This is a genomic window from Agromyces archimandritae, assembly GCF_018024495.1.
GTDB lineage: Bacteria > Actinomycetota > Actinomycetes > Actinomycetales > Microbacteriaceae > Agromyces > Agromyces archimandritae.
In genome coordinates, this window is sequence record NZ_CP071696.1 from 561,401 (window position 1) to 582,757 (window position 21,357).

The following is a 21,357-nucleotide window of genomic DNA, read 5'->3' on the forward strand; positions in this document are numbered from 1 at the left end:
CAAACTGTTTATGGCGTCGACTCCTGTTTAAGTAATACACAGTTCTATGCTTGACGCAAGACCCCGGCGGAATCCGCCCGGCATCCACCGAATCGAGGGCCCATGACCGACGAGACCTCCGAGCCCGAACTCCCCCGCGCCATCGCCCTCGCCTGGGGCGTCGCCGCCAACCCCCAGCGCGGCCCCAAGCGCGAGATGAGCATCGAGAAGATCGTCGACGCCGCCATCGAGATCGCCGACGCCGAAGGCCTCGGCGCCGTCTCGATGACCCGCGTCGCCCAGGCCCTCGGCTTCACGACCATGTCGCTCTACCGATACGTCACCTCCAAAGACGACCTCGTCGCGCTCATGGCCGAGGCCGGCACCGGGCTGCCGCCCGAACCGGAGGACGGGCTCGCCGGGTGGCGCGAACGCATCCGTTTCCTGTTCCGCGCTCAGCTCGGCGTGTTCCTCCGCCACCCGTGGCTCCTTGACGTGCCCATCGTCGGCTCGCCCGTCACCCCGAACTCCGTCGCCTGGATGGATGCGCTGCTCGACGCCGTCGCCGAAGCCCCCGTCGACGAGGGCGAACGCATCGGCATCGCCCTGCTCGTCACCGGCCAGGTGCGCTGGCAGGGCATCGTCGAACGCTCCTACAACACCGCCGCGGCCGACGCCGGCGTCGACGCGCAGACCATCGACGACACCTCCTCGCGCCTCTACGAGGAACTCATCACGGCCGAGGAGTTCCCCGCGATGCGTCGCGCCGTCGACGCCGGCGTCTTCAGCGACCCCGACGCCGATCCGCTCGCGTTCGGCTTCGAACGCCTGCTCGACGGCATCGCCGCCTACCTCGACGCCCGCGCCGCCGGCACACCGGCCCCCGAAGCCCCGGCCGAACCCGACGAGCCTGCGGCCGTCACCGCCGACAAGAAGGTGCGCGAGGCCCGCAAACAGATCCGCGAGGCCGAGAAGGCGCTGCGGCAGGCCCGCAAGCTCGAACGCCAGATGCTGAAGGACGCACGGCAGCGGCTCGGCTGAACCGCCTCAGCGAAGCGCCGTCGTCACCCGGTCGCGGCCGGTGAGATCGCGGTGGTGGGCGACGGCATGCCAGCCCGCCCCCTCGAGCACCGCGCGGACGCCGGCGGATTGCTCCTCGCCGTGCTCGATCGCGACGAGCCCGCCCGGGCGCACGAGCCGGGCCGCGCGCACGGCGAGCACCCGGACGGCGTCGAGGCCGTCCTCCCCGCCGTAGAGGGCCGCCTCCGGGTCGTGCAGACGCACCTCCGGGTCGTGCGGCACCGCCGCGCGCGGCACGTACGGCGGGTTCGAGGCGACCACGTCGACCCGGCCGTCGAGCTCCGGCAGCGCCCGCCCGAGATCGTCGAAGACCGTGCGGAGGTTCGGCAGCGCCGCCGCGCGGGCGTTCCGCAGCGTCCACGGATACGCCGCAGGCGAGTATTCGACCGCGAAGACCCGGGCGTGCGGCGCCTCGCTCGCCATCGCCAGGGCGATCGCGCCGCTGCCGGATCCGAGATCCACCGCCACCGGCTGGCCCGGCACCCCGAGCAGGTGATCCACCGCGAGGCCCGCGAGCAACTCGGTCTCGGGCCGCGGCACGAACACGCCGGGCCCGACGGCCAACGCCAGGGAACGGAAGTAGGCGACGCCCGTGACGTGCTGGAGGGGCTCGCGACGCATCCTCCGCTCCACGAGCCCGGCGAACCGCGCCGCATCCTCGTCGCCGAGGCCGCGATCCATGACGACCGCCGCCTGCACGGCTCCGCGCCCGAGCCCGAGCACGTGCCCGAGCAGCAGCTCGGCATCCACCATCGGGTCCGGGATGCCGGCGGCCGCCAGACGGGCGGCGCCCCGTTCGAGTGCGCTCCGCACCCCGGTTCCGGCAGCCTCGCGCGACGTATTCACGAAAGGGAATGTAACGCACGGTCCTGGACGCGAGCCCCGCGCGTAGGCTGGAAGACGGCCCCGAACCCCACACGAATGGAGCAGCACCATGGCGCAGGTCTACGCGAACATCACCGAGGTCGTCGGGCGCACCCCGCTCGTCCGACTGAACCGCCTCACCGAGGGCGCAGGCGCCACGGTGCTCGCCAAACTCGAGTTCTACAATCCCGCCGCGAGCGTCAAGGACCGCATCGGCGTGGCGATCATCGACGCCGCCGAAGCCTCCGGCGCCCTGCAGCCCGGCGGCACGATCGTCGAATCCACGAGCGGCAACACGGGCATCGCCCTCGCCCTCGTCGGCGCCGCACGCGGCTACCGCGTGATCCTCACCATGCCCGACACGATGAGCATCGAGCGCCGCGTGCTGCTGCGCGCCTACGGCGCCGAGGTCGTGCTCACGCCCGGCGCCGAGGGCATGAAGGGCGCCCTCGCCAAGGCGAACGAGATCGCCGCCGGTACGCCCGGTGCCGTGCTCGCCCGCCAGTTCGAGAACGACGCGAACCCCGCCATCCACCGCGCCACCACCGGCCCCGAGATCTGGGCCGACACCGACGGCGCCGTCGACATCCTCGTCGCCGGCATCGGCACCGGCGGCACCATCACCGGCGCCGGCTCCTACCTGAAGGAGCAGAACCCCGAGGTGCGCGTGGTCGCCGTCGAACCGGCCGACTCCCCCATCCTCACCACCGGCACCCCCGGCCCCCACAAGATCCAGGGCCTCGGCGCGAACTTCGTGCCCGAGGTGCTCGACCGCGACGTCTACGACGAGGTCGTCGACGTCGCCACGGCCGACGCGATCACCACCGCCCGCACCCTCGCGACCGACGAGGGCATCCTCGGCGGCATCTCCTCCGGTGCAGCCGTGTGGGCGGCCCTCGAGGTGGCCAAGCGCCCCGAGAACGCCGGCAAGACGATCGTCGTCGTCGTGCCCGACTTCGGCGAACGGTACGTCTCGACGATCCTCTTCGAAGATCTCCGCGACTGAACGGGCCGCACCCCTCCCACGCCTGATTGACTAGGGGCGTGACATTCTTCGGTTCCCTCCGCGAGGACATCCGCACCGCGCGGGCGCACGACCCCGCCTCGCGGGGGAACCTCGAGGTCTTCCTCGCCTACTCGGGCCTGCACGCCGTCTGGGGGTACCGGCTCGCGCACCGGATGTGGCGGGCCGGCCTCCGCCTGCCGGCCCGCCTCGTCTCGCAGCTCGTGCGCTTCCTCACGGGCATCGAGATCCACCCCGGGGCCCGCATCGGCCGCCGCTTCTTCATCGACCACGGCATGGGCGTCGTGATCGGCGAGACGGCCCTCATCGGCGACGATGTGATGCTCTACCACGGGGTGACGCTCGGCGGGAAGGCCGCGCGCGGCGCCGGCCGGGGCGCGAAACGACACCCCACCCTCGAGAACGGCGTCACCGTCGGCGCCGGCGCGAAAGTGCTCGGGGACATCGTCATCGGCGCATGGAGCGCCGTCGGCGCGAACGCCGTCGTCACGAAGGATGCGCCGCCGCACTCGCTCGTCGTCGGCATCCCCGCGACGTTCCGGCCGCTGCCGCAGAGCACCGCCGACGCCGCCCGCGGCGTGCACGAGGAGTGAGTCGGGCGCGGCCTCTGCGGAACCGCCGCGCCTCGCCTTACGCCTCGTCGCCGATCTCGGCCAGGCGCGACTCCTCGTCGGCGTGCACGGCCGATTCGATGATCGGTTCCAGGGCTCCGTCCATGACCTGGTCGAGGTTGTAGGCCTTGTACCCGGTGCGGTGGTCGACGATGCGGTTCTCGGGGAAGTTGTAGGTGCGGATGCGCTCCGAACGATCCATCGAGCGGATCTGCGACCTGCGCGCGTCGGACGCGGCCGCGGCCTGCTCCTCCTGCTGCCGAGCGAGGAGCCTGGCGCGCAGCACCCGCATGCCGGCCTCGCGGTTCTGCAGCTGAGACTTCTCGTTCTGCATCGACACGACGATGCCCGTCGGCAGGTGCGTGATGCGCACGGCCGAATCGGTGGTGTTCACCGACTGGCCGCCGGGACCCGACGAGCGGTACACGTCGATCTTCAGCTCGTTCGGGTCGATCGTGACCTCTTCGGGCTCGTCGACCTCGGGGAAGACGAGCACGCCCGTCGTCGAGGTGTGGATCCGGCCCTGGGTCTCGGTGACGGGTACCCGCTGCACGCGGTGCACGCCGCCCTCGTACTTCAGGTGCGCCCACACCCCCTGCGAGGGGTCGCTCGCGTTCGACTTGATGGCGACCTGGACGTTCTTGTACCCGCCGAGGTCGGACTCGTCGCGCTCGAGGAGCTCCGTCTTCCAGCCCTTCGACTGCGCGTACTGCAGGTACATGCGCAGCAGATCTGCGGCGAAGAGGGCGCTCTCGGCGCCGCCCTCGCCGCCCTTGATCTCCATGATCACGTCGCGGCCGTCGTCCGGATCGCGCGGGATGAGGAGGCGCCGCAGCTTCTCCTGCGCCTCGCCGAGGGCCGACTCGAGGGCCGGCACCTCCTCGGCGAACGCCTCGTCCTCTTTCGCGAGCTCCTGTGCAGCCTCGAGGTCGTCGCCGGCCTGCTGCCACGCCTCATGGGCGGCGACGATGCGACCGAGCTCGGCGTAGCGCCGATTGACCTTCTTGGCGCGCGCCGCGTCCGCGTGGAGCGCGGGGTCGGCGAGCTGATCCTGCAGCGCGGTGTGCTCCGCGATGAGGGACCGGACGGACTCGAACACGATCAGCGGTGGTCGAGCTCGTGCGCGTGCTGCGCACCCCCGACCGGAGCCGACTTCTGCATGAGCAGGAGGAACTCGGTGTTCGACTGCGACTCCTTGAGCCGGCCGAGCACGGCCTCCAGGGCCTGCTGCGGCTCGAGCCCGGCAAGGGCGCGGCGCAGCTTCCAGGTGATCTTGACCTCGTCGGGCGAGAGGAGCATCTCCTCGCGTCGCGTGGAGGATGCGTTCACGTCCACGGCCGGGAAGATCCGCTTGTCGGCCAGCTGACGCGACAGGCGCAGCTCGCTGTTGCCCGTGCCCTTGAACTCCTCGAAGATCACCTCGTCCATCTTCGACCCGGTCTCGACGAGCGCCGTGGCGAGGATCGTCAGCGAACCGCCGTTCTCGATGTTGCGCGCGGCGCCGAAGAAGCGCTTCGGGGGGTAGAGCGCCGAGGCATCCACCCCGCCCGACAGCACCCGGCCCGACGCCGGGGCCGCGAGGTTGTAGGCACGGCCGAGGCGGGTGATCGAGTCGAGCAGCACGACGACATCGTGGCCGAGCTCGACCAGACGCTTGGCGCGCTCGATCGCGAGCTCGGCGACCGTCGTGTGGTCTTCGGCCGGACGGTCGAAGGTCGAGGCGACGACCTCGCCCTTGACGGTGCGCTGCATGTCGGTGACCTCTTCGGGCCGCTCGTCGACGAGCACGACCATGAGGTGGACCTCGGGGTTGTTCTGCGAGATCGCGTTCGCGATCTGCTGCAGGACGATCGTCTTGCCCGCCTTCGGCGGGGCGACGATGAGGCCGCGCTGGCCCTTGCCGATCGGGGCGACGAGGTCGATGATGCGCTGCGTGAGCTTCGTCGGCTCGGTCTCGAGCCGCAGGCGCTCCTGCGGGTAGAGCGGCGTGAGCTTCTGGAACTCGACGCGCGTGCCGGCCTCGTCGACGCTCTGGCCGTTGACCGAGTCGACCTTGACGAGGGCGTTGTACTTCTGGCGGTTGTTGTGCTCGCCGTCGCGCGGCTGCTTGATCGCGCCGACGACCGCGTCGCCCTTGCGCAGGTGGTACTTCTTGACCTGGCCGAGGGAGACGTACACGTCGCTCGGGCCGGGCAGGTAGCCGGTGGTGCGGACGAACGCGTAGTTGTCGAGCACGTCCAGGATGCCCGCGATGGGCACGAGCACGTCGTCGTCGAGGATCTCGGGTTCGACGTCCTCGCCGCCTCCGCGGCGCTTGCGGTCGCGGTAGCGGCCGCGGCGGCCGCCCTCGCCGTCCCGGTCCTGCTGATTCTGGTTCTGGCGGTCCTGGTTCTGGCGCTCGCCCTGGCCCTTGTCCTGGTGCTGGCCGCGGTCGCCCTTGTCCTGGTTCTTGTCGGACTTCTTGCCGTCGCCGTCGGCCTTGCCGCCGTCCTTCTTGCCGCCCTCGCCCTTCTCGGGCTGCTTCTGGGAGCCGCCGTCCTGCGACTGGCCGCCCTGCTGCTGGCCGCCCTGTTCGTCCCGGCCGCCGCGACGACCGCGGCCGCGCCGGCCCTGGCGGGGCTGCGTCTCGTCGGTCTCGGCAGGCTTGGCCTCGGCCTGGGCGTCGCCGCCCTCCTCGCTCGTCTTGGCGGCGCGGCCCTCGTTCTGAGCGGCGCGGCCCTCGGCCGCCGCGGCGAGTTCCTCGCGCACGGCCGCACGGGCGGCCTCGCGACGGTCGTCGCCGGGCACGAGGTCGATGCCGGCTCCGCCGCCGTTGACGTGGCCGGCGGCCGCGGTGCTCGCGCTCGTCGCGCGGCGCGGCTGACGCCGCTGGCGGGCGGGGGCCTCGGCCGGTGCGGCGGGGGCCTCCTCGCCGGCGGATGCCTCGGCGGCAGGCGCTGCCGGGGCGGCGGCCGGGGCCGCAGCCGCCGGCGCCTCGACGGGCGCAGACTGCGCGGATGAAGCGCCCGCGTTCGCGTCCTGCCGCAGGGCGATCTGCTCGATGAGCTCGCCCTTGCGGAGCTTGGTGGCGCCGGGTACGCCGAGGGAGAGCGCGAGGCGCTGGAGCTCGGCGACCTTCATGGCCCGGAGTTCGGTGCGGTTCGCCACGGCCTGGCCGTGGTCGGTTCCGTTGGTCACTGGGTGTATTCCTTCCCCCTGGACGCAAGACATGCGTGACCAGGAGAGTTGATCGCAATCGAACGCTCCGCCGATGCGGGAACACTGCCGGATGCAGGGACCCTGCCGAGCGGGCGCGCGAGCGAACGCAATGAAGTGCTGGAAAAAGTGCACGAGCCGACGGGTTCGGGGAGAGCCTGGCCATCGGGTGCTTTCAGCATTCTAGCACCGGGCACTCACCGCGACGGAAATCGAGCGGCGCGTCACGCCGCAGCAGGTCCGTCGTCCGTGCCCGTGACGGTCGCCCCCTTGAAGTCGACCGCGAGCGGAAGCGCCTGCCAGGCGCTCTCCGAGGTCTCCTCCACGAGGGCTGCGGCGTCGAGGCGCTGCTTCGGGTCGCTCGCGAGCACGAGCACCGAGGGCCCGGCCCCCGAGACGACGGCCGGGTAGCCGGCGGCGCGGAGCCCTGCGATGACGCGGTCGGTCTCGGGCATCGCCTGGGCGCGGTAGCTCTGGTGGAGCTTGTCCTCGGTGGCCTGCAGCAGCAGTTCGGGGCTCTGGGTGAGGGCCGCGACCAGCAGGGCGGAGCGCGAGACGTTGAACACGGCGTCCTCGTGGGGCACCGATTCGGGCTGCAGCGAACGGGCCAGCGCGGTCGACATGACGTGCTCGGGCACGAGCACGAGCGGCGAGACGCCGCGGTGCACGATGAGCTTCTTGTGCCGTGGGCCGTCGGGCGTCGTCCAAGCGATGGTGAGCCCGCCGAAGAGCGAGGGGGCGACGTTGTCGGGGTGGCCTTCGAGCTCGGTGGCGATCTCGAGCAGCTCGTCGGGCCCGATCTCGGCGATGCCTTCGAGCAGCCCCTTGCCGATCATGACGCCGGCGACGATCGCCGCGCCCGAGGAGCCGAGGCCTCGCCCGTGCGGGATCGCGTTGCGGGCGACGAGGCGCAGCGGCGGCATGCGGTAGCCGAAGCGGGCGAAGGTGTGCGCGATGGAGCGGACGACGAGGTGCTGCTCGTCGAGGGGCACCTCCCCCTCGCCGACGCCGTGCACCTCGATCTCGAGCCCGGCGTCGATGATGCTCGCCTCGAGTTCGTCGTAGAGGGCCAGGGCGAGCCCGAGGGTGTCGAAGCCGGGGCCGAGGTTGGCCGTCGTCGCCGGCACCTTGACGTGCACCGTGCGCGCGGCGACGGGGGCCTCGACGGGTTCGCCGGCCGGGGTGGGGTGGGTCACGCTGCTCCTTCGACTCGGAGGACGGATGCGACGGAGGCCACGGCCGGGATCGTCGCGAGTTCGGCGACGGTCTCGGCGAGGGCGGACTCCCTGGCCGTGTGCGTGCCGACGACCAGGGTAGCCCGGCCAGACTCGTCGCTCGTCGTCTGCTGCAGCTGCTCGACCGAAACGCCGTGCCGCGCGAAGGTCTGCGCGACGGCGGCGAGCACGCCGGGCTGGTCGTCGACGTCGAGGCTGATCGCGTAGCGCGTGGTGACCTTGCCGATGTCGAGGACGGGCAGTCCGGCGTGGGCCGAGTCGCCGAGGCCGGGGCCGCCGACGACGTGACGGCGGGCGACGGCGACGAGGTCGCCGAGCACCGCGGAGGCGGTCTGCACCCCGCCGGCGCCTGCACCGTAGAACATGAGCGGGCCGGCGGCCTCGGCCTCGACGAAGACGGCGTTGTTGCCGCCGCGGACGGATGCCAGGGGGTGGGTGCGCGGGATGAGTGCGGGGTGCACGCGCACCGAGACCGCGTCCTCGCCCGTATCGGGGTCGGTCATCCGCCCGCAGATCGCCAGGAGCTTCACGACGTAGCCGGCGTCGGCGGCGGCGGCGACCTCGGCCGCGGAGATCTCGGTGATGCCTTCGCGGTGCACCGAGGCGAGCGGCACGGTGGTGTGGAAGGCGAGGCTCGCGAGGATCGCGGCCTTCTGCGCGGCGTCGTACCCGCCGATGTCGGCGGTGGGGTCGGCTTCGGCATAGCCGAGCTCGGTCGCCGTGGCCAGCGCGTTCTCGAGGCTCGTGCCGGTCGAGTCCATGCGGTCGAGGATGAAGTTCGTGGTGCCGTTCACGATCGCGAGGATGCGCTCGACGCGGTCGCCGGCGAGTGATTCGCGCAGCGGCCGGATGATCGGGATCGCCCCGGCGACGGCCGCCTCGTAGGCGAGCTGGGCGCCGACCTGCTCGGCGGCCTCGGCGAGCTCGGGGCCGTGGGTGGCCAGGAGCGCCTTGTTGCCGGTGACGACGTCGGCCCCCGAGCCGAGGGCCTGCAGCACGAAGGTGCGTGCCGGTTCGATGCCGCCCATGAGCTCGATGACGATGTCGGCGCCGAGGATCAGCGATTCGGCGTCGGTCGTGAACAGCTCCTGCGGCAGGGGGGTGTCGCGGGGCGCGTCGGGGTCGCGCACGGCGATGCCGACGAGTTCGAGGCGGGCACCGACGCGGTTGGCGAGCTCATCGGCTTCGTCGATGAGGAGCCTGGCGACCTGGGAGCCGACGGTGCCGGCCCCGAGCAGGGCGACGCGCAGGGAACGGTAGGCGAACACGGATCAGTTCCTCCCTCGGAGTCCGGCGTCGCGGGCGAGGAGGGATTCCTCCGTGTCGCCGTGGACGATGACGCGCGCCTCGCCGCCGGCGACGGCGACGACCGGCGGGCGCGGGACGTGGTTGTAGTTGGATGCGAGCGACCAGCAGTACGCGCCCGTCGCGGCGAGCGCGACGAGATCGCCGGGCCCGACGTCGCCGGGCAGTTGGTCGTGGTCGACGACGATGTCGCCGGCCTCGCAGTGCTTGCCGGCGACGCGCACGAGCACGGGGTCGGCGGTGCCGGTGCGCGAGGCGAGCCGCACCGTGTAGTCGGCGCCGTAGAGGGCGGGGCGGGCGTTGTCGCTCATGCCGCCGTCGACCGAGACGTAGTGCCGCACGCCGCCGTCGATCGGCACGGCCTTGACGGTGCCGACCGTGTAGAGGGTGACGCCGGCCGGGCCGATGATCGCACGGCCGGGCTCGAAGGCGAGGCGGGGCGGGCGGATGCCGCGCTCACGGCATCCATCGGCCACGGCCGCCGCGATGCCCGCCGCGATCTCCTCGATCGGGGCCGGCGTGTCATCGGAGGTGTAGGCGATCCCGAAACCGCCGCCGAGGTTCAGCTCGGGCACCTCGCCGCCGGCCAGGAGCGCGGCGTGGGCGTCGAGGAGGCGTGCGGCCGATTCGGCGAAGCCGCCGGCGTCGAAGATCTGCGAGCCGATGTGGCAGTGCAGGCCGAGGAAGTCGAGGGAGTCGTGCGCGCGGATGCGGACGCCGAGTTCGACGGCGCGGCCGAGGGGGACGCCGAACTTCTGGTCCTCGTGCGCGGTCGCGAGGAATTCGTGGGTGGATGCGTGCACGCCGCTGTTGACGCGGAGCCGCACCCGCTGCACGCGGCCGGCGGCCCGGGCCGCCCGGGCGACGCGTTCGATCTCGATCTCGCTGTCGATGACGATCGTGCCGACGCCGGCGGCGACGGCCCGTTCGATCTCGGCGACCGACTTGTTGTTGCCGTGGAAGCCGATGAGCGCCGGGGCGACGCCGGCGGCGAGCGCGACGGCGAGTTCGCCGCCGGTGCACACGTCGATGCCGAGCCCCTCCTCGACCATCCACCGGGCCGCTTCGCCCGAGAGGAAGGCCTTGCCGGCGTAGTAGACGTGCGCCTCGGTACCGATGGCTCGGGCGGCGTCGGCCAGGGCGGTGCGGATGCGGCGCGCGCGGGCGCGCGCCTCGTCTTCGTCGAGGACGTAGAGCGGCGAGCCGAATCGGGCGACGAGCTCGGGGGCGCTCACCCCGCCGACGACGATCGCGCCGGCGGCGTCGCGGTGGGCGGAGGCCGGCCAGACGGCCGGATCGAGCACGTCGGCATCGGCGGAAGCGTGGGACACGGGGAGACCTCGTCGAGTGAGCGGGGCGAACGCGGGGACCCGGCGAGCGGACCCGGCATGGCCCCTGAAGCCGGCCCGCGGGGATGCGGGCAGGGTTTCAGCCTAGTCGCCGGCCGATGCCGGGTCCGTTGTATGACGTCGTGGCGGTGAGTACCGGCCGGCCGCGGCGCCGCCCGAGGCGGTGCGGCGCCGCGGAGCGCGTCAGCCGGCGACGCGGGCGACGAGCCGCCCGGTGACCTCGCCGCGACGGAGCCGTTCGAGGCCCTCGCCGATCTCGTCGAAGCCGATGACGGTGTACGCGGGCTCGATCTCGCGGGCGAGAAGCAGTCGGAAGACCTCTTCGATGTCGGCGACGGTGCCGCCGAGGGAGCCGCGGAGGTTCTTGCCGAGGAGGGTGTTGGTGACGACGGTGAACGTCGGCTTGCCGAGGCCGACCTGCACGGCCGTGCCGCCCGGGCGGATCGCGTCGATCGCCTTCTGGGTGGTGTCGAAGCCGGCGTAGTCGACGACGAGGTCGAAGCCCTGCCCCTTCCACGCGGCGGCGTCCTCGACGACGTCGGCGACGCCGGCGGCCTTCGCGAGGTCCCAGACGTCGTGCTTCAGCTCGGCGACGTGCACTTCGGCGCCGGCGAGGACGGCGGCGCGCGTGCCGATCTGCCCGAGGCCTCCGTAGCCGATGATGCCGACCTTCATGCCGGCCGCCGCGCCGCCGGTGACCATGACCGCGTGGTAGGAGGTCATGCCGGCGTCGGTGGCGATCGCGGCGAGCTCGGGGCCGAGGCCCTCGGGCACGCGTGCGAGGTCGGCGGCGTTCGCGACGAGCTTGTCGGCGAAGCCGCCGGGGGTGAACATGCCGAGCGGGGGCCGCTCGCCGGCGGAGTTGACGCCGACGAGGTCGCCGACGGCCCAGCCCTCCACGCCCTCGCCGATCGCGCTGATGACGCCGGCGTTCTCGTGGCCCTGCGTCATCGGCAGGAAGGGCATGACGCCCTCGCCGAGCTCCATGTACATGAGGTCGCTGTGGCAGAGCCCGGCGGCCTGCACGTCGATGACGACCTCGCCGGGGCCGGCTGCGGGTTCGGGGATTTCGTTCAGGGCGATGGGCTTGCCGCGGCCCTCGAACTGCCATGCGCGCACGGTGCGCTCCTTCCGGGGCCGGGGATGGATCGGCCTCAGTTCCAGGCTAGGCACTTAATCGGTTAAGTGATAGCGTGCGGACATGAACGAGCCCCGGGTGCGGATCCGCGACGTCGCGCGGGCCGCCGGGGTCTCGACGGCGACCGTCAGCTACGTGCTGAACGAGGCGCCCGGCCAGACCATCCGCCCCGAGACCCGCGAACGCGTGCGCCGGGCCGCCGCCGAACTCGGCTACGCGCCGCACGGCATCGCACGGTCGCTGCGCGAGGGGCGGTCCCGCATCGTCGTGCTGAACACGGGTGTCTTCGCGGGCGGCGGACGCGTCGCCGAGCTCGTCGCGGGCATGGACGCCGAACTCCGCGAGCACGGCTTCACGCTGCTGCTCACCTCGGCGGCCGGCGGGGTGCCCGCCGAGGTGGTGGATGCCGTGGCGCCGCGCGCCGTGCTCGACCTCGCCGACTTCGCGGTCGGCGACGAACGCGCCGACGACGTCTCCGGGTTCGTCGCGGGCGATCACGTCGGCTTCGCCTACCAGTCCTACGCGCAACTGCAGCACCTGGCGGAGCGCGGGCACCGGGCGATCGCCCTCGCCGTGCCCGCCGGCCGGGCCGCCGCCGGTCCGGCGCTGCCGGCGCGCATCGAGCACGCGCGGCGTGCGGCGGCGCGCCTCGGCATCCCGGAGCCGGTCCTGCTCGAACTCGACCTCGACGGGCCCCGCGATGCACGCCGCGACGCCCTCGGCGGCCTCCTCGACCGCTCCCCCGTCACCGCCGTCGCCGGCTACAGCGACGACGAAGCCCTCGCCGTGATCGTCGCCGCCGCCGAACTCGGCATCGAGGTGCCGGCGCGCCTGGCCGTGATGGGCTTCGACGAGCGCGGATACGGCGGGCTCATCAGGCCGGCGCTCACGACCCTCCGCATCGACGCCGCCGCGTACGGCCGCCGTGCGGCGCGGATCGCCCTCGGCCTCGACCCCGGGGAGTGGACCGGGGCGCCGTCGAGCGTCGTCGAACGCGAGAGCACCTGAGCGGATGCCGCCGCGCGCCGACCCCGCGGTACGCCTCTACTCGCAGCTGCCCGGGCGCTCCAGCATCTCGGCGTCGAGGGGGAAGCCGCTCGCGGCCACCCGGACCGTCGCCCGCTCCGGCGTGACACCGACATGGCGGACCTCCACGCCCTCCGGCAGCCGGTCGGCGACGCACAGCGACACCGGCTCGGACCCCGTGATGCGGTCGGCGAGACCGCCGAGGTCGAGCGAGGCGCCGCCCCAGTTGACCTCGACGGATTCGGGCTGCAGCAGGATCGCCGTACCGGCCGCGGCCGGCGTCGCCGTCACCGTGAACCCGATCTCCTGCCCGAGGAAGCTCGTCGAATCCCCGTAGCTGATCGTGCCGTCGCCGAGCGTGAACGCCCCGTCTCCGGGAACCTCGAGCTGTTCGGCGAGGATCGCCGCATCCACCGACAGCTCGCCCTCGGCATGGCCGACCGTGCCGCCCTCGGCGAGCGGAACCCCGTACGCATGAACCTCCGCCGAGAGCGCGTCGCCGCGGAAGCTCAACTCAGGGGCGCTCAGATGCACCTCGTCGAAACGGCCCGCGATCAGCTGCGCGAGCACCGAGAAGCCGCCGAGCTCGGTCGTCACCTCGCCGGTGATGCCCTCCGGCAGGTTCTGCTCCGCCTCACCGGAGATGCGCTGCTCGATCTGGCCGCGCACGATGAACTCGGCCGCGACGAGACCGACCGCGAGCAGCACGACGACGCCGAGCGCGATGAACCAGCCGCGACCGCGCGACCGAGCCGGGCGTGCGCCGGCATCCGCACCCCCGTCGTTCGGCGGCGTGGATGCCGGGGCGAGCACCTCGGTCGGGTACGGCGTCGTCGGAAACGCCTCGGTGGGGCGATCGCTCACATGCGCTCCGGGGCGGAGACGCCGAGCAGGGCGAGGCCGTTGCGGATGACCTGGCCCGTCGCGTCGTTCAGCCACAGGCGCGTACGGTTCAGATCGCCGACCGGCTCGTCGCCGAAGGGCAGCACGCGGCACGTGTCGTACCAGCGGTGGAAGAGGCCGGCGAGCTCCTCGATGTACCGGGCGACCCGGTGCGGTTCGCGGAGTTCGGCCGCCTGCGCCACGACCCGCGGGAACTCCTGCAGGGCGCCGAGCAGCGCCGACTCCGACTCGTGCGTGAGGAGCTCGGGCGCGAACGAGGAACGATCCACCCCGGCGGCGGCCGCGTTCCGCGCGACCGCGGCCGTGCGCGCATGCGCGTACTGCACGTAGAACACGGGGTTGTCGTTCGTGCGGCGCTGGAGGACCTCGGGGTCGAGGTCGAGCGGCGAATCGACCGGGGAGCGCTCGAGCGAGTACCGGAGGGCGTCGACGCCGAGCCAGGAGACGATGTCGTCCATCGCGATGATGTTGCCCGCGCGCTTCGACAGCCGCGCGCCGTTGATCGACACCATCTGGCCGATGAGCACCTCGACATTGCGCTTCGGGTCGTCGCCCGCGGCACCGGCGATCGCCTTCAAGCGGTTGATGTAGCCGTGGTGGTCGGCGCCGAGCAGGTACACCTTCACATCGAAGCCGCGGTCGCTCTTGCTGAGGTAGTAGGCGGCGTCGGCGGCGAAATAGGTGTACTCGCCGTTCGAGCGGCGGATCACGCGGTCCTTGTCGTCGCCGAAATCGGTCGTACGCACCCAGACGGCATCGTCCTTCTCGAACACGTGGCCCTGCGCGCGCAGGCGATCGAGGGCCTGATCGATCAGGCTCGGACCTCCGTCGGGACCGGGTGCGTGGAGCGTCCGCTCCGAGAACCAGCCGTCGAAGACGACGCCGAACGCGTCGAGGGAAGCCCTGATCTCATCGAGCTGGATCGGATACGCGATCTCGCGTGCGACCGTGACCTGCTCGTCCTCGCCGAGGGAGAGGAAGTCGGGGCGGGCCTCGAGCACACGTTTGCCGAGCTCGTCGATGTACTCGCCGGAGTAGCCGCCCTCGGGCTTCTCCCGACCCTGGAGGGACGCGACGATCGACTCGCCGAAGCGATCCATCTGGGCGCCCGCATCGTTGATGTAGTACTCGCGGGCGACCTCGGCGCCGCTGAACGCCAGCACCCGGGCGATCGCATCGCCGACGGCGGCCCACCGCGTGTGGGCGATGTGCAGCGGACCGGTCGGGTTCGCGCTCACGAACTCGATATTGACGGAAGCCCCCGCCTGCGTCGCATTCCGGCCGAACGCCGCACCGGCATCCACGATCGTCTTCGCCAACGCACCCGCCGCGGCCGCATCGAGACGCACGTTGATGAATCCCGGGCCGGCCACCTCGGCGCTCGCGACGCCGCCGACCTCGGCGAGGCCGGCCGCGAGCTCCGTCGCGATCTCGCGCGGGTTCGAACCGAGCGGCTTCGCCAGCCGCATCGCGATGTTCGACGCCCAGTCGCCGTGCTCGCGCTGCTTCGGCCGGGTCAGCGGGATGTCGGCCTCGCCGAGCACGATCTCGACCTCCGCGCCGCCCGCGCGTCGGCGCGCGACCAGAGCGGTCACGAGGTCGAGCAGGGCGCGGGAGAGATCGTCGGGAGTCACCCCCGAATCCTACCGGTTCGACCTTGGTACAGTCGCTCCATGCCGCCCACCCCCGACCCCCGACTCCCCGCCGCGCGGCCCTCGCGATCGCCGCAGCCGGCATCCTCCTCCTCGCCGGCTGCGCAGCCCCCGCAGGCAACGCCGATCCCTCCCCGAGCCGTCCGCCGACGCATCCGCACCCGGCCCCGAAGCCCCCGCCGAACCCGCCGAAACCGCAGAACCGACCCTCCCCTTCGAGGCCGACTGCGCGAGCATCCTCACCGCCGAGGCGCTCGCCGCATCCGCCCCCGGATACACGCCCGATCCGGCCCACGAACCCCGGACCGCGCTCGGCAAGCGCGCCGCCGAACTCGACGGCACCGTCTGCGGCTGGACCGACCCGGGCGGCGCCGCCCTCGAGGTCCTCGTCGCCACCCCCGCCGAGGCCGCCGGCGAATCGCTCCGCAACGCCGCGATCACCGCCGCGATCCCCGTACCCACCTACGGCACCCCGCCAGAGGTGGAGGGCTACTTCCACGCCGGCGGCGACCGCGGCACCGCACAGGTGTTCACCGGCCCCTACTGGATCGCCGTCGATTCGACCGCCTACGCCGAACCCGGCGACCCGCAGCCGCTCGTGGCCGCCGTGATCGCCGCGCTTCCGCCCGCCTGAGGGCGCCCCCGCGGCCGCACTCGCGTGCGATGAGGCGGCCGCGGAGGTGGTAGTCTCATGCGGTGCGCCTCCGTAGCTCAGGGGATAGAGCGCCGGTTTCCGGTACCGTAGGTCGGGGGTTCGAATCCCTCCGGGGGCACGTTGTGATGTCTCAGGACTGTGATGTTTCAGGACATGGTGAACGGCTGAACCCGCGGATGTCGCGGGGTCAGCCGTTTTTCATTTCGGGCTGGTGGGCCTGTTCGGGGTTCGCCGAAACACCAGACGAATCCATATCGCCGATCACCACGGTGAGTACCCAAGATTGACGCCCGCCACGTGCGGCGCTCAAAGAGTCCGAGAGGGTACGGAACCGCGAAGATCCTGGGAGTAGATCCTGCCGGATTGCCCGCGAACCCCGACCAGCCGCATCCCCTTGATCCCACGGGGGTCATCCTGATTCGGATTCTTGAGAGGGATGACCTCGTTCGCAGGGCCGTAGTCAGCGCCGGTGTCGACATCCCAGTCACCGAGGATGACGCCGTGGGATCCAGATAGGATCGCGAGGAGTCGCTTCACCCTCGGCTGTTTACGAGCCGCGATCGGCCAGTACTTCTGTGCTCGCTGCGAGAACACGGCGCCCCCGTTCCCTCCGTAGGGTCCAGGGCGTTCGTCCATCTTGTCCGCTCTGATCGTGACGATGACCGTGTTGGTCAGACTCGTGAACTCGACCTTTCCGTCTTGTCGTTTCACCGCAGGGCCAAGGACCGCCGTCGAGTCGGTACCGGCACGGTTCGTCAGCTGGACCGTGCCATCAGGCGCTGAGCGCAGCTCCCCATTGCTGTCTTCATCGTGGTGCACCGTCATGCCAGACAGCGCCGCCACGTGGATCGCGATCGCCTCCGCCTTGAGCGCGTCTTCTCGAGACGAGAAGGGCTCCACGGATTGAAGGATCCGGGTCCCGTCTGCGTCACGAAGGTCTTCCGCGTCACTGTTGTGGCCCTCCCAGACGCGACTCATGTTCTTTGCAATACCGACATATAGGCGCTTCTGCTCACAATTCTCATAGAGATACAGCCACGTTGCTTCAGTCACGGAACCTCCTCGTTCTTGACGCAGAACAGGCCTCCGAGGTTGAGTTGGAGCTATCAGATTCTTCAGCTCGAACGCGCGGAGGCCTCTCGCGTCCCACGGTAATGCCCGACTGGCTCCGGTCGGCAGGCCCTGTTCAGGGTTCGCCGGAATGGTGCGGCCGAGGTCGGTGACACGGCGGCCGCCGGCTATCCGGCGAGACCGAGGAAGGCGAGCAGGGCGCGCTCGACCTCGACCATTTGCGCCGAAGTCAGCCGGCCCATGCGCTCCTGGACGTTCGAACGTGTGACCGTGGTGACCTTGTCGATCATGACCTGACTGGCCGCACGAAGGCCTGAGACTTCTGTCGCCGCAAGCGGTATCCGGAGCAGAGGGGCATCCACGAACGTACGGGTGAGCGGGGCGACGGTCACCGAGTCGGTCGCGTCGAATCGGTCGTCCTGCAGGATGAGCGCAGGTCGCGGCTCGGATGCGTAGACACCGCCGGCGACGGTCCAGAGCTCGCCGCGGTTCACGCCTCGTCGTCCCATGGTGCGGACACGGCCTCGATGAACGTCTGGTCGTCGCTCTGTCGCGATGCTGCCGCGACCGCTGCGGACTGCCGGTGAGCCTCGTCGGCGAACGTGCTGGTCCGCACGTCCGGGACCCACACCTGCACGGGTCGGAAGCCGCGTGCACGCATCCGCGCCCGGTACTCGCTCACTCGCTCGCGCACAGCCATGGGTCCAATGTTACATGTAACGCAGGCTCCATATCCACCGGACAGCGACGACGGGCGGGAGGCCGAGCGCGGCGAGATGGTCGCGTGGACGATCGAGGCGCGCGGGATCCGCGGCAGCGATCGGCTTCAACGCGCGGTCGCGTCGATGCCGCCCCGGCAGCCGCACGAGCGGCGCACGACGAGTTGCATGTCGAACGTGGTGTGACCGGGGACGGCGCCCGGGGTCGCGAAGGCCTCGACGGTCGCATCGGCCATCGCCGCGAACGGCTGCCGCACGGCGGTGAGGGGCGGCACCGAGAACTCCGACTCGGCGGTGCCGTCGAACGCGACGACGGCGACATCCTCGGGCACGCGCCTGCCCGCTTCGTGCAGCGCCTGGAGCGCGCCGATCGCCATCAGGTCGGAACCGGCGAAGATCGCCGTCGGCGGATCGTCGGACGCCAGCAGGGTGCGGGCGGCCCGGGCTCCGCCCTGGCGGCTCCACTCCGCGACGACGCGCGGCCCCTCGAGCAGCCCCGCTGCACGGAGCGCGCGCTCCCATCCGACCCGGCGGTCGTCGCCGATGATCGGGCGGAGGGGCCCCTCGATGAACGCGATGCGGCGATGGCCGTGCGCGATCAGGTGCTCCGTCGCACGCTCGGCACCGCCGGCCGTGTCGGCGCCGACGGTCGCGAAGCCCTGCACCGGGGCTGCGCGATCGAGGATCAATCGGGGCACGTGCGCGTCGGGTTCCGGCTCGCCGGCGCCGCGGCGCTCGTCGGGGAAGACCGAGAGGAAGATCATGCCCTCGACGCCCCGTTCGATGAGGGTCGAGCGCAGCAGTCCGTCGCGCTCGTCGTCGTTTCGCGTGCTCGCCAGAAGCAGCGAGTACCCGTGCCGGGAAGCGGCGAGGTCGAGCGCATCGATGCACTCCGAATGGAACGGGTTGACGATCTCCGAGACGACGAGGCCGAGCAACCGGGTCGACCCGCGCTTCAGCGCCCGCGCGCTCGCGTTCGGCCGGTATCCGAGGGCGCGGATCGCGTCGAGGACGCGCCGGCGGGTCTCCGCGGCGACGGGGCGGGGGCCGTCGTTGACGACGTAGCTCACCACCGCGGTGCTCACGCCTGCGAGCCGTGCCACATCCGAGCGGGTGGCCGACCGCGCGGCTTCGGTGGGGGTCATCTGGGCTCTCCGCTGGGTCCGGGACGGTTCGGGAACATCGTGGCGCACGCCCGGCGGCATGCGCGTGAACGACGTGCCGGGCGACCGGGCGCCGCGATCCCGACTCTACCCGTATAGACCCGTGCTCGCAGGACCATCGTTTGCGTTTGCCAAACGATGATCTACTTGAGTAGAGTCACCGAGCATCACTCATCGCAGCACCCGAATCGGAGCCATCGTGATCCTCGAAGCACGCGTCGTGCGGGCCGCCCTCCAGGCCGGCGGGCGTGCGCTCGTGCTCGACTGGAGCGACGGCGGCGTCCCCGTCGTCGTGCACTGGGGCGCCGCGATCGGCGAACCCGCCACCGCGGACCTGCGTGCGGCCGCGGCGTTCGGCCGCCACGGCGTCGACGCGCATCACGCGCCCGCGATCCCCGCCGCTCAGCGCCTCCTCCCCCTCGAATCCTCCGGGTGGAAGGGGCGTCCGGCACTCGCCGGCCGTCGGGCGGACGGCTCCGGCTGGAGCCCTGTGCTCCGGCATACCGGCGTGGAGGCGCATGCCGCGGACATCCGCATCGACGACGACGCCGTGCACCTCGGGGCCGGCACCATCGCCTTCGACCTCCTCGACGAGGAAGCCGGCCTCGCCGTCGCGCTCGTCGTCGAGATGCTGCCCACCGGGCTCGTGCGCACCCGGCTCGACGTGGAGAACCGATTCAGGACGCCATACCTGCTCGACGAAGCGGCGATCGCCATGCCCGTGCCGCTCGAGGCCGACGAACTGCTGGACTTCGCCGGCCGCTGGACCAAGGAGCGCACGCCCTTCCGCGCAGCGGTGACCCCCGGCATCCACCTGCACGACGGCCGCCACGGGCGAACCGGCTTCGACGCACCGCCCATGCTCTGCTGCGGCCGACGCGGCTTCGACTTCGCGCCCGGCTCGGGCCGCGTGCACGGCGTGCACGTCGGCTTCTCCGGAAACCACCGCAGCTGGATCGAGCGCGGCGCCGACGGCCTCCAGCTCGTCGCCGGCGGCGAGCTGCTGCTCCCGGGCGAGATCCGCCTCGCCGGCGGCGAACGCTATGCCTCCCCGTGGATCTACTTCGGCACCGGCGACGGGCTCGACGACCTCGCGCACTCGGTCCACGACTGGCTGCGCGCACGCCCCGACCACCCCGGCACCGCCCGCCCCGTGACCCTGAACGTGTGGGAGGCCGTCTACTTCGACCACGACCTCGACCGGCTCCTCGACCTCGCGGAACGCGCCGCCGACATCGGCGTCGAACGCTTCGTGCTCGACGACGGATGGTTCAGCGGTCGCCGCGACGACACCTCCGGCCTCGGCGACTGGCACGTCGACGGCGATGTCTGGCCGGGCGGCCTGCACCCGCTCGTCGACCGGGTGCGCGAGCTCGGCATGCAGTTCGGGCTGTGGGTGGAGCCCGAGATGCTGAGCGCAGACTCGGACCTGGCACGCGGCCACCCCGATTGGATGCTCTCGGCGCGCACCGAACCGCCGGTCGAATGGCGCTCGCAGCAGGTGCTCGACCTCGCCGAACCCGCCGCCTACGAGCACGTACGCGACCGCCTCGCCGCCCTGCTCGACGAGTACGACATCTCCTACCTGAAGTGGGACCACAACCGCGATCTGATCGCCGCCGGGCATCCGGCCGACGCCGGAAGCCCCGCCGTGCACCGCCAGACGCTCGCCGCCTACCGGCTCATGGACGAACTCCGGGCCGCCTCCCCCGGGCTCGAGATCGAAAGCTGCGCCTCTGGCGGCGGCCGCATCGACCTCGGGATGGTCGAGCATGCGCAACGGTTCTGGCCGTCGGACTGCATCGATCCGCTCGAACGGCTCGACATCATGCGCTGGACCGCGCAGCTGCTGCCCCTCGAACTCCTGGGCTCGCACATCGGCTCGACCCGCGCGCGCACGACCGGCCGAACCGCCTCGCTCGACTTCCGCGCCGTCGGCGCGTATTTCGGCCACTACGGCATCGAATGGGATCTCACCGCCGCCGGCCCCGAGGAACTCGACCGACTCGCCGAATGGGTTCGTCGCTTCCGTGCGGACCGGGAGCTGCTGTTCACCGGCCGGCTGCACCGACGCGACCTCGCCGACGGCAGCGCCAGGCTGCTCGGCGTCGTCGCCCCCGACGGCCGCCGAGCCCGCTACCAGCTCGCGGTCGTGACGCGCTCGCCGCTCGCGCCCCTCGGCCGCGCCGCGCTGCCGGGCCTCGACGCGGACCGCAGGTACCGCGTGCGTGCCGTGGGCGAAGCCGCCGGCCTCGTCGCCCCCGAGTGGATGCCGGAGGGCCTTGCGACCACCGGCCGGCTGCTCGGCACCGCCGGTATCGCGATCCCGCAGATGTTCACCGAACAGGCCCTGCTCCTCGAGGTCGAGGAGGTGGACGCCCCCTGAAC

Annotated in this window: 19 protein-coding genes and 1 tRNA gene; 7 read left to right on the top strand and 13 right to left on the bottom strand. The window is 71.9% G+C overall.

The features are described from left to right. Window positions 1-102 precede the first annotated feature (102 nt). Window positions 103-1,020, top strand: coding sequence for a TetR/AcrR family transcriptional regulator (locus G127AT_RS02700; RefSeq protein ID WP_210899510.1), 918 nt, complete (start codon window positions 103-105; stop codon window positions 1,018-1,020). Between the two features lie 6 nt (window positions 1,021-1,026). Here G127AT_RS02700 and prmC read toward each other — a convergent pair whose 3' ends face one another. After that, entirely contained in the window at window positions 1,027-1,905 is an 879-nt protein-coding gene (prmC, locus tag G127AT_RS02705; protein ID WP_244857701.1) for a peptide chain release factor N(5)-glutamine methyltransferase, read from the bottom strand. Between the two features lie 88 nt (window positions 1,906-1,993). On the opposite strand from prmC, the gene cysK reads away from it, so the two are divergent. Further along, window positions 1,994-2,929: a cysteine synthase A gene (gene cysK / locus G127AT_RS02710; protein ID WP_210899514.1), complete on the top strand. Its 936-nt coding sequence runs from the start codon at window positions 1,994-1,996 to the stop codon at window positions 2,927-2,929. Between the two features lie 38 nt (window positions 2,930-2,967). Further along, window positions 2,968-3,540 carry a serine O-acetyltransferase EpsC gene (gene epsC / locus G127AT_RS02715; protein WP_210899516.1) on the top strand — a complete coding sequence of 191 codons (573 nt, stop codon included), beginning with the start codon at window positions 2,968-2,970 and terminating at the stop codon, window positions 3,538-3,540. Between the two features lie 37 nt (window positions 3,541-3,577). On the opposite strand, the gene prfA is transcribed toward epsC, so the two are convergent. The 6 genes from prfA to G127AT_RS02745 form a co-directional block, all read right to left on the bottom strand. Next, window positions 3,578-4,657: a peptide chain release factor 1 gene (prfA, locus tag G127AT_RS02720; RefSeq protein WP_210899518.1), complete on the bottom strand. Its 1,080-nt coding sequence runs from the start codon at window positions 4,655-4,657 to the stop codon at window positions 3,578-3,580. A 2-nt stretch (window positions 4,658-4,659) separates the two neighbouring features. Next, entirely contained in the window at window positions 4,660-6,768 is a 2,109-nt protein-coding gene (rho, locus tag G127AT_RS02725) for a transcription termination factor Rho (protein WP_210899520.1), read from the bottom strand. A 209-nt stretch (window positions 6,769-6,977) separates the two neighbouring features. Beyond that, a complete protein-coding gene (gene thrB, locus G127AT_RS02730; protein ID WP_210899522.1) occupies window positions 6,978-7,949 on the bottom strand; it encodes a homoserine kinase in 972 nt (323 codons plus the stop codon). Beyond that, a complete protein-coding gene (locus G127AT_RS02735; protein ID WP_210899524.1) occupies window positions 7,946-9,256 on the bottom strand; it encodes a homoserine dehydrogenase in 1,311 nt (436 codons plus the stop codon). Before G127AT_RS02735 ends, thrB begins: the two co-directional genes overlap by 4 nt. Window positions 9,257-9,259: 3 nt before the next feature. Continuing rightward, entirely contained in the window at window positions 9,260-10,624 is a 1,365-nt protein-coding gene (gene lysA / locus G127AT_RS02740) for a diaminopimelate decarboxylase (protein ID WP_210899526.1), read from the bottom strand. A 201-nt stretch (window positions 10,625-10,825) separates the two neighbouring features. Next, complete coding sequence (locus G127AT_RS02745; RefSeq protein WP_210899528.1) at window positions 10,826-11,761, bottom strand: zinc-binding dehydrogenase; 936 nt, start codon at window positions 11,759-11,761, stop codon at window positions 10,826-10,828. An 82-nt stretch (window positions 11,762-11,843) separates the two neighbouring features. Between G127AT_RS02745 and G127AT_RS02750 the strand changes: the two genes are divergently transcribed. Beyond that, window positions 11,844-12,788 carry a LacI family DNA-binding transcriptional regulator gene (locus G127AT_RS02750; protein ID WP_210899530.1) on the top strand — a complete coding sequence of 315 codons (945 nt, stop codon included), beginning with the start codon at window positions 11,844-11,846 and terminating at the stop codon, window positions 12,786-12,788. A 36-nt stretch (window positions 12,789-12,824) separates the two neighbouring features. On the opposite strand, the gene G127AT_RS02755 is transcribed toward G127AT_RS02750, so the two are convergent. Beyond that, on the bottom strand, window positions 12,825-13,670 hold the full coding sequence (locus G127AT_RS02755; protein ID WP_210899532.1) for an LmeA family phospholipid-binding protein: 846 nt from the start codon (window positions 13,668-13,670) through the stop codon (window positions 12,825-12,827). Beyond that, the gene (gene argS, locus G127AT_RS02760; RefSeq protein ID WP_210899534.1) at window positions 13,667-15,343 is read right to left on the bottom strand and encodes an arginine--tRNA ligase; all 1,677 of its coding nucleotides are present in this window, start codon (window positions 15,341-15,343) and stop codon (window positions 13,667-13,669) included. The genes G127AT_RS02755 and argS overlap by 4 nt, the downstream gene beginning before the upstream one ends. Between argS and G127AT_RS02765 the strand changes: the two genes are divergently transcribed. Together G127AT_RS02765 and G127AT_RS02770 are read left to right on the top strand one after the other, a co-directional pair. Continuing rightward, window positions 15,234-15,995, top strand: a complete 762-nt coding sequence (locus tag G127AT_RS02765; RefSeq protein WP_210899536.1) for a hypothetical protein — start codon at window positions 15,234-15,236, stop codon at window positions 15,993-15,995. The two genes, argS and G127AT_RS02765, sit on opposite strands and share 110 nt — an antisense overlap. A gap of 66 nt (window positions 15,996-16,061) precedes the next feature. Beyond that, a tRNA-Arg gene (locus G127AT_RS02770) sits at window positions 16,062-16,134 on the top strand. Window positions 16,135-16,322: 188 nt separating this feature from the next. Here G127AT_RS02770 and G127AT_RS16280 read toward each other — a convergent pair. The 4 genes from G127AT_RS16280 to G127AT_RS02790 all read right to left on the bottom strand — a co-directional run bounded on the left by G127AT_RS16280 (window position 16,323) and on the right by G127AT_RS02790 (window position 18,951). Further along, window positions 16,323-17,069, bottom strand: a complete 747-nt coding sequence (locus tag G127AT_RS16280) for a GIY-YIG nuclease family protein (protein ID WP_210899538.1) — start codon at window positions 17,067-17,069, stop codon at window positions 16,323-16,325. A gap of 185 nt (window positions 17,070-17,254) precedes the next feature. Further along, window positions 17,255-17,581 (bottom strand): type II toxin-antitoxin system PemK/MazF family toxin, encoded by a 327-nt coding sequence (locus tag G127AT_RS02780; protein WP_210899540.1) that lies wholly within the window; start codon window positions 17,579-17,581, stop codon window positions 17,255-17,257. Further along, a complete protein-coding gene (locus tag G127AT_RS02785; RefSeq protein ID WP_210899542.1) occupies window positions 17,578-17,787 on the bottom strand; it encodes an antitoxin MazE family protein in 210 nt (69 codons plus the stop codon). The genes G127AT_RS02780 and G127AT_RS02785 overlap by 4 nt, the downstream gene beginning before the upstream one ends. A 126-nt stretch (window positions 17,788-17,913) precedes the next feature. Then, the gene (locus tag G127AT_RS02790; protein WP_210899544.1) at window positions 17,914-18,951 is read right to left on the bottom strand and encodes a LacI family DNA-binding transcriptional regulator; all 1,038 of its coding nucleotides are present in this window, start codon (window positions 18,949-18,951) and stop codon (window positions 17,914-17,916) included. Window positions 18,952-19,168: 217 nt separating this feature from the next. On the opposite strand from G127AT_RS02790, the gene G127AT_RS02795 reads away from it, so the two are divergent. Further along, on the top strand, window positions 19,169-21,355 hold the full coding sequence (locus tag G127AT_RS02795; protein ID WP_244857702.1) for an alpha-galactosidase: 2,187 nt from the start codon (window positions 19,169-19,171) through the stop codon (window positions 21,353-21,355). Window positions 21,356-21,357 lie beyond the last annotated feature (2 nt).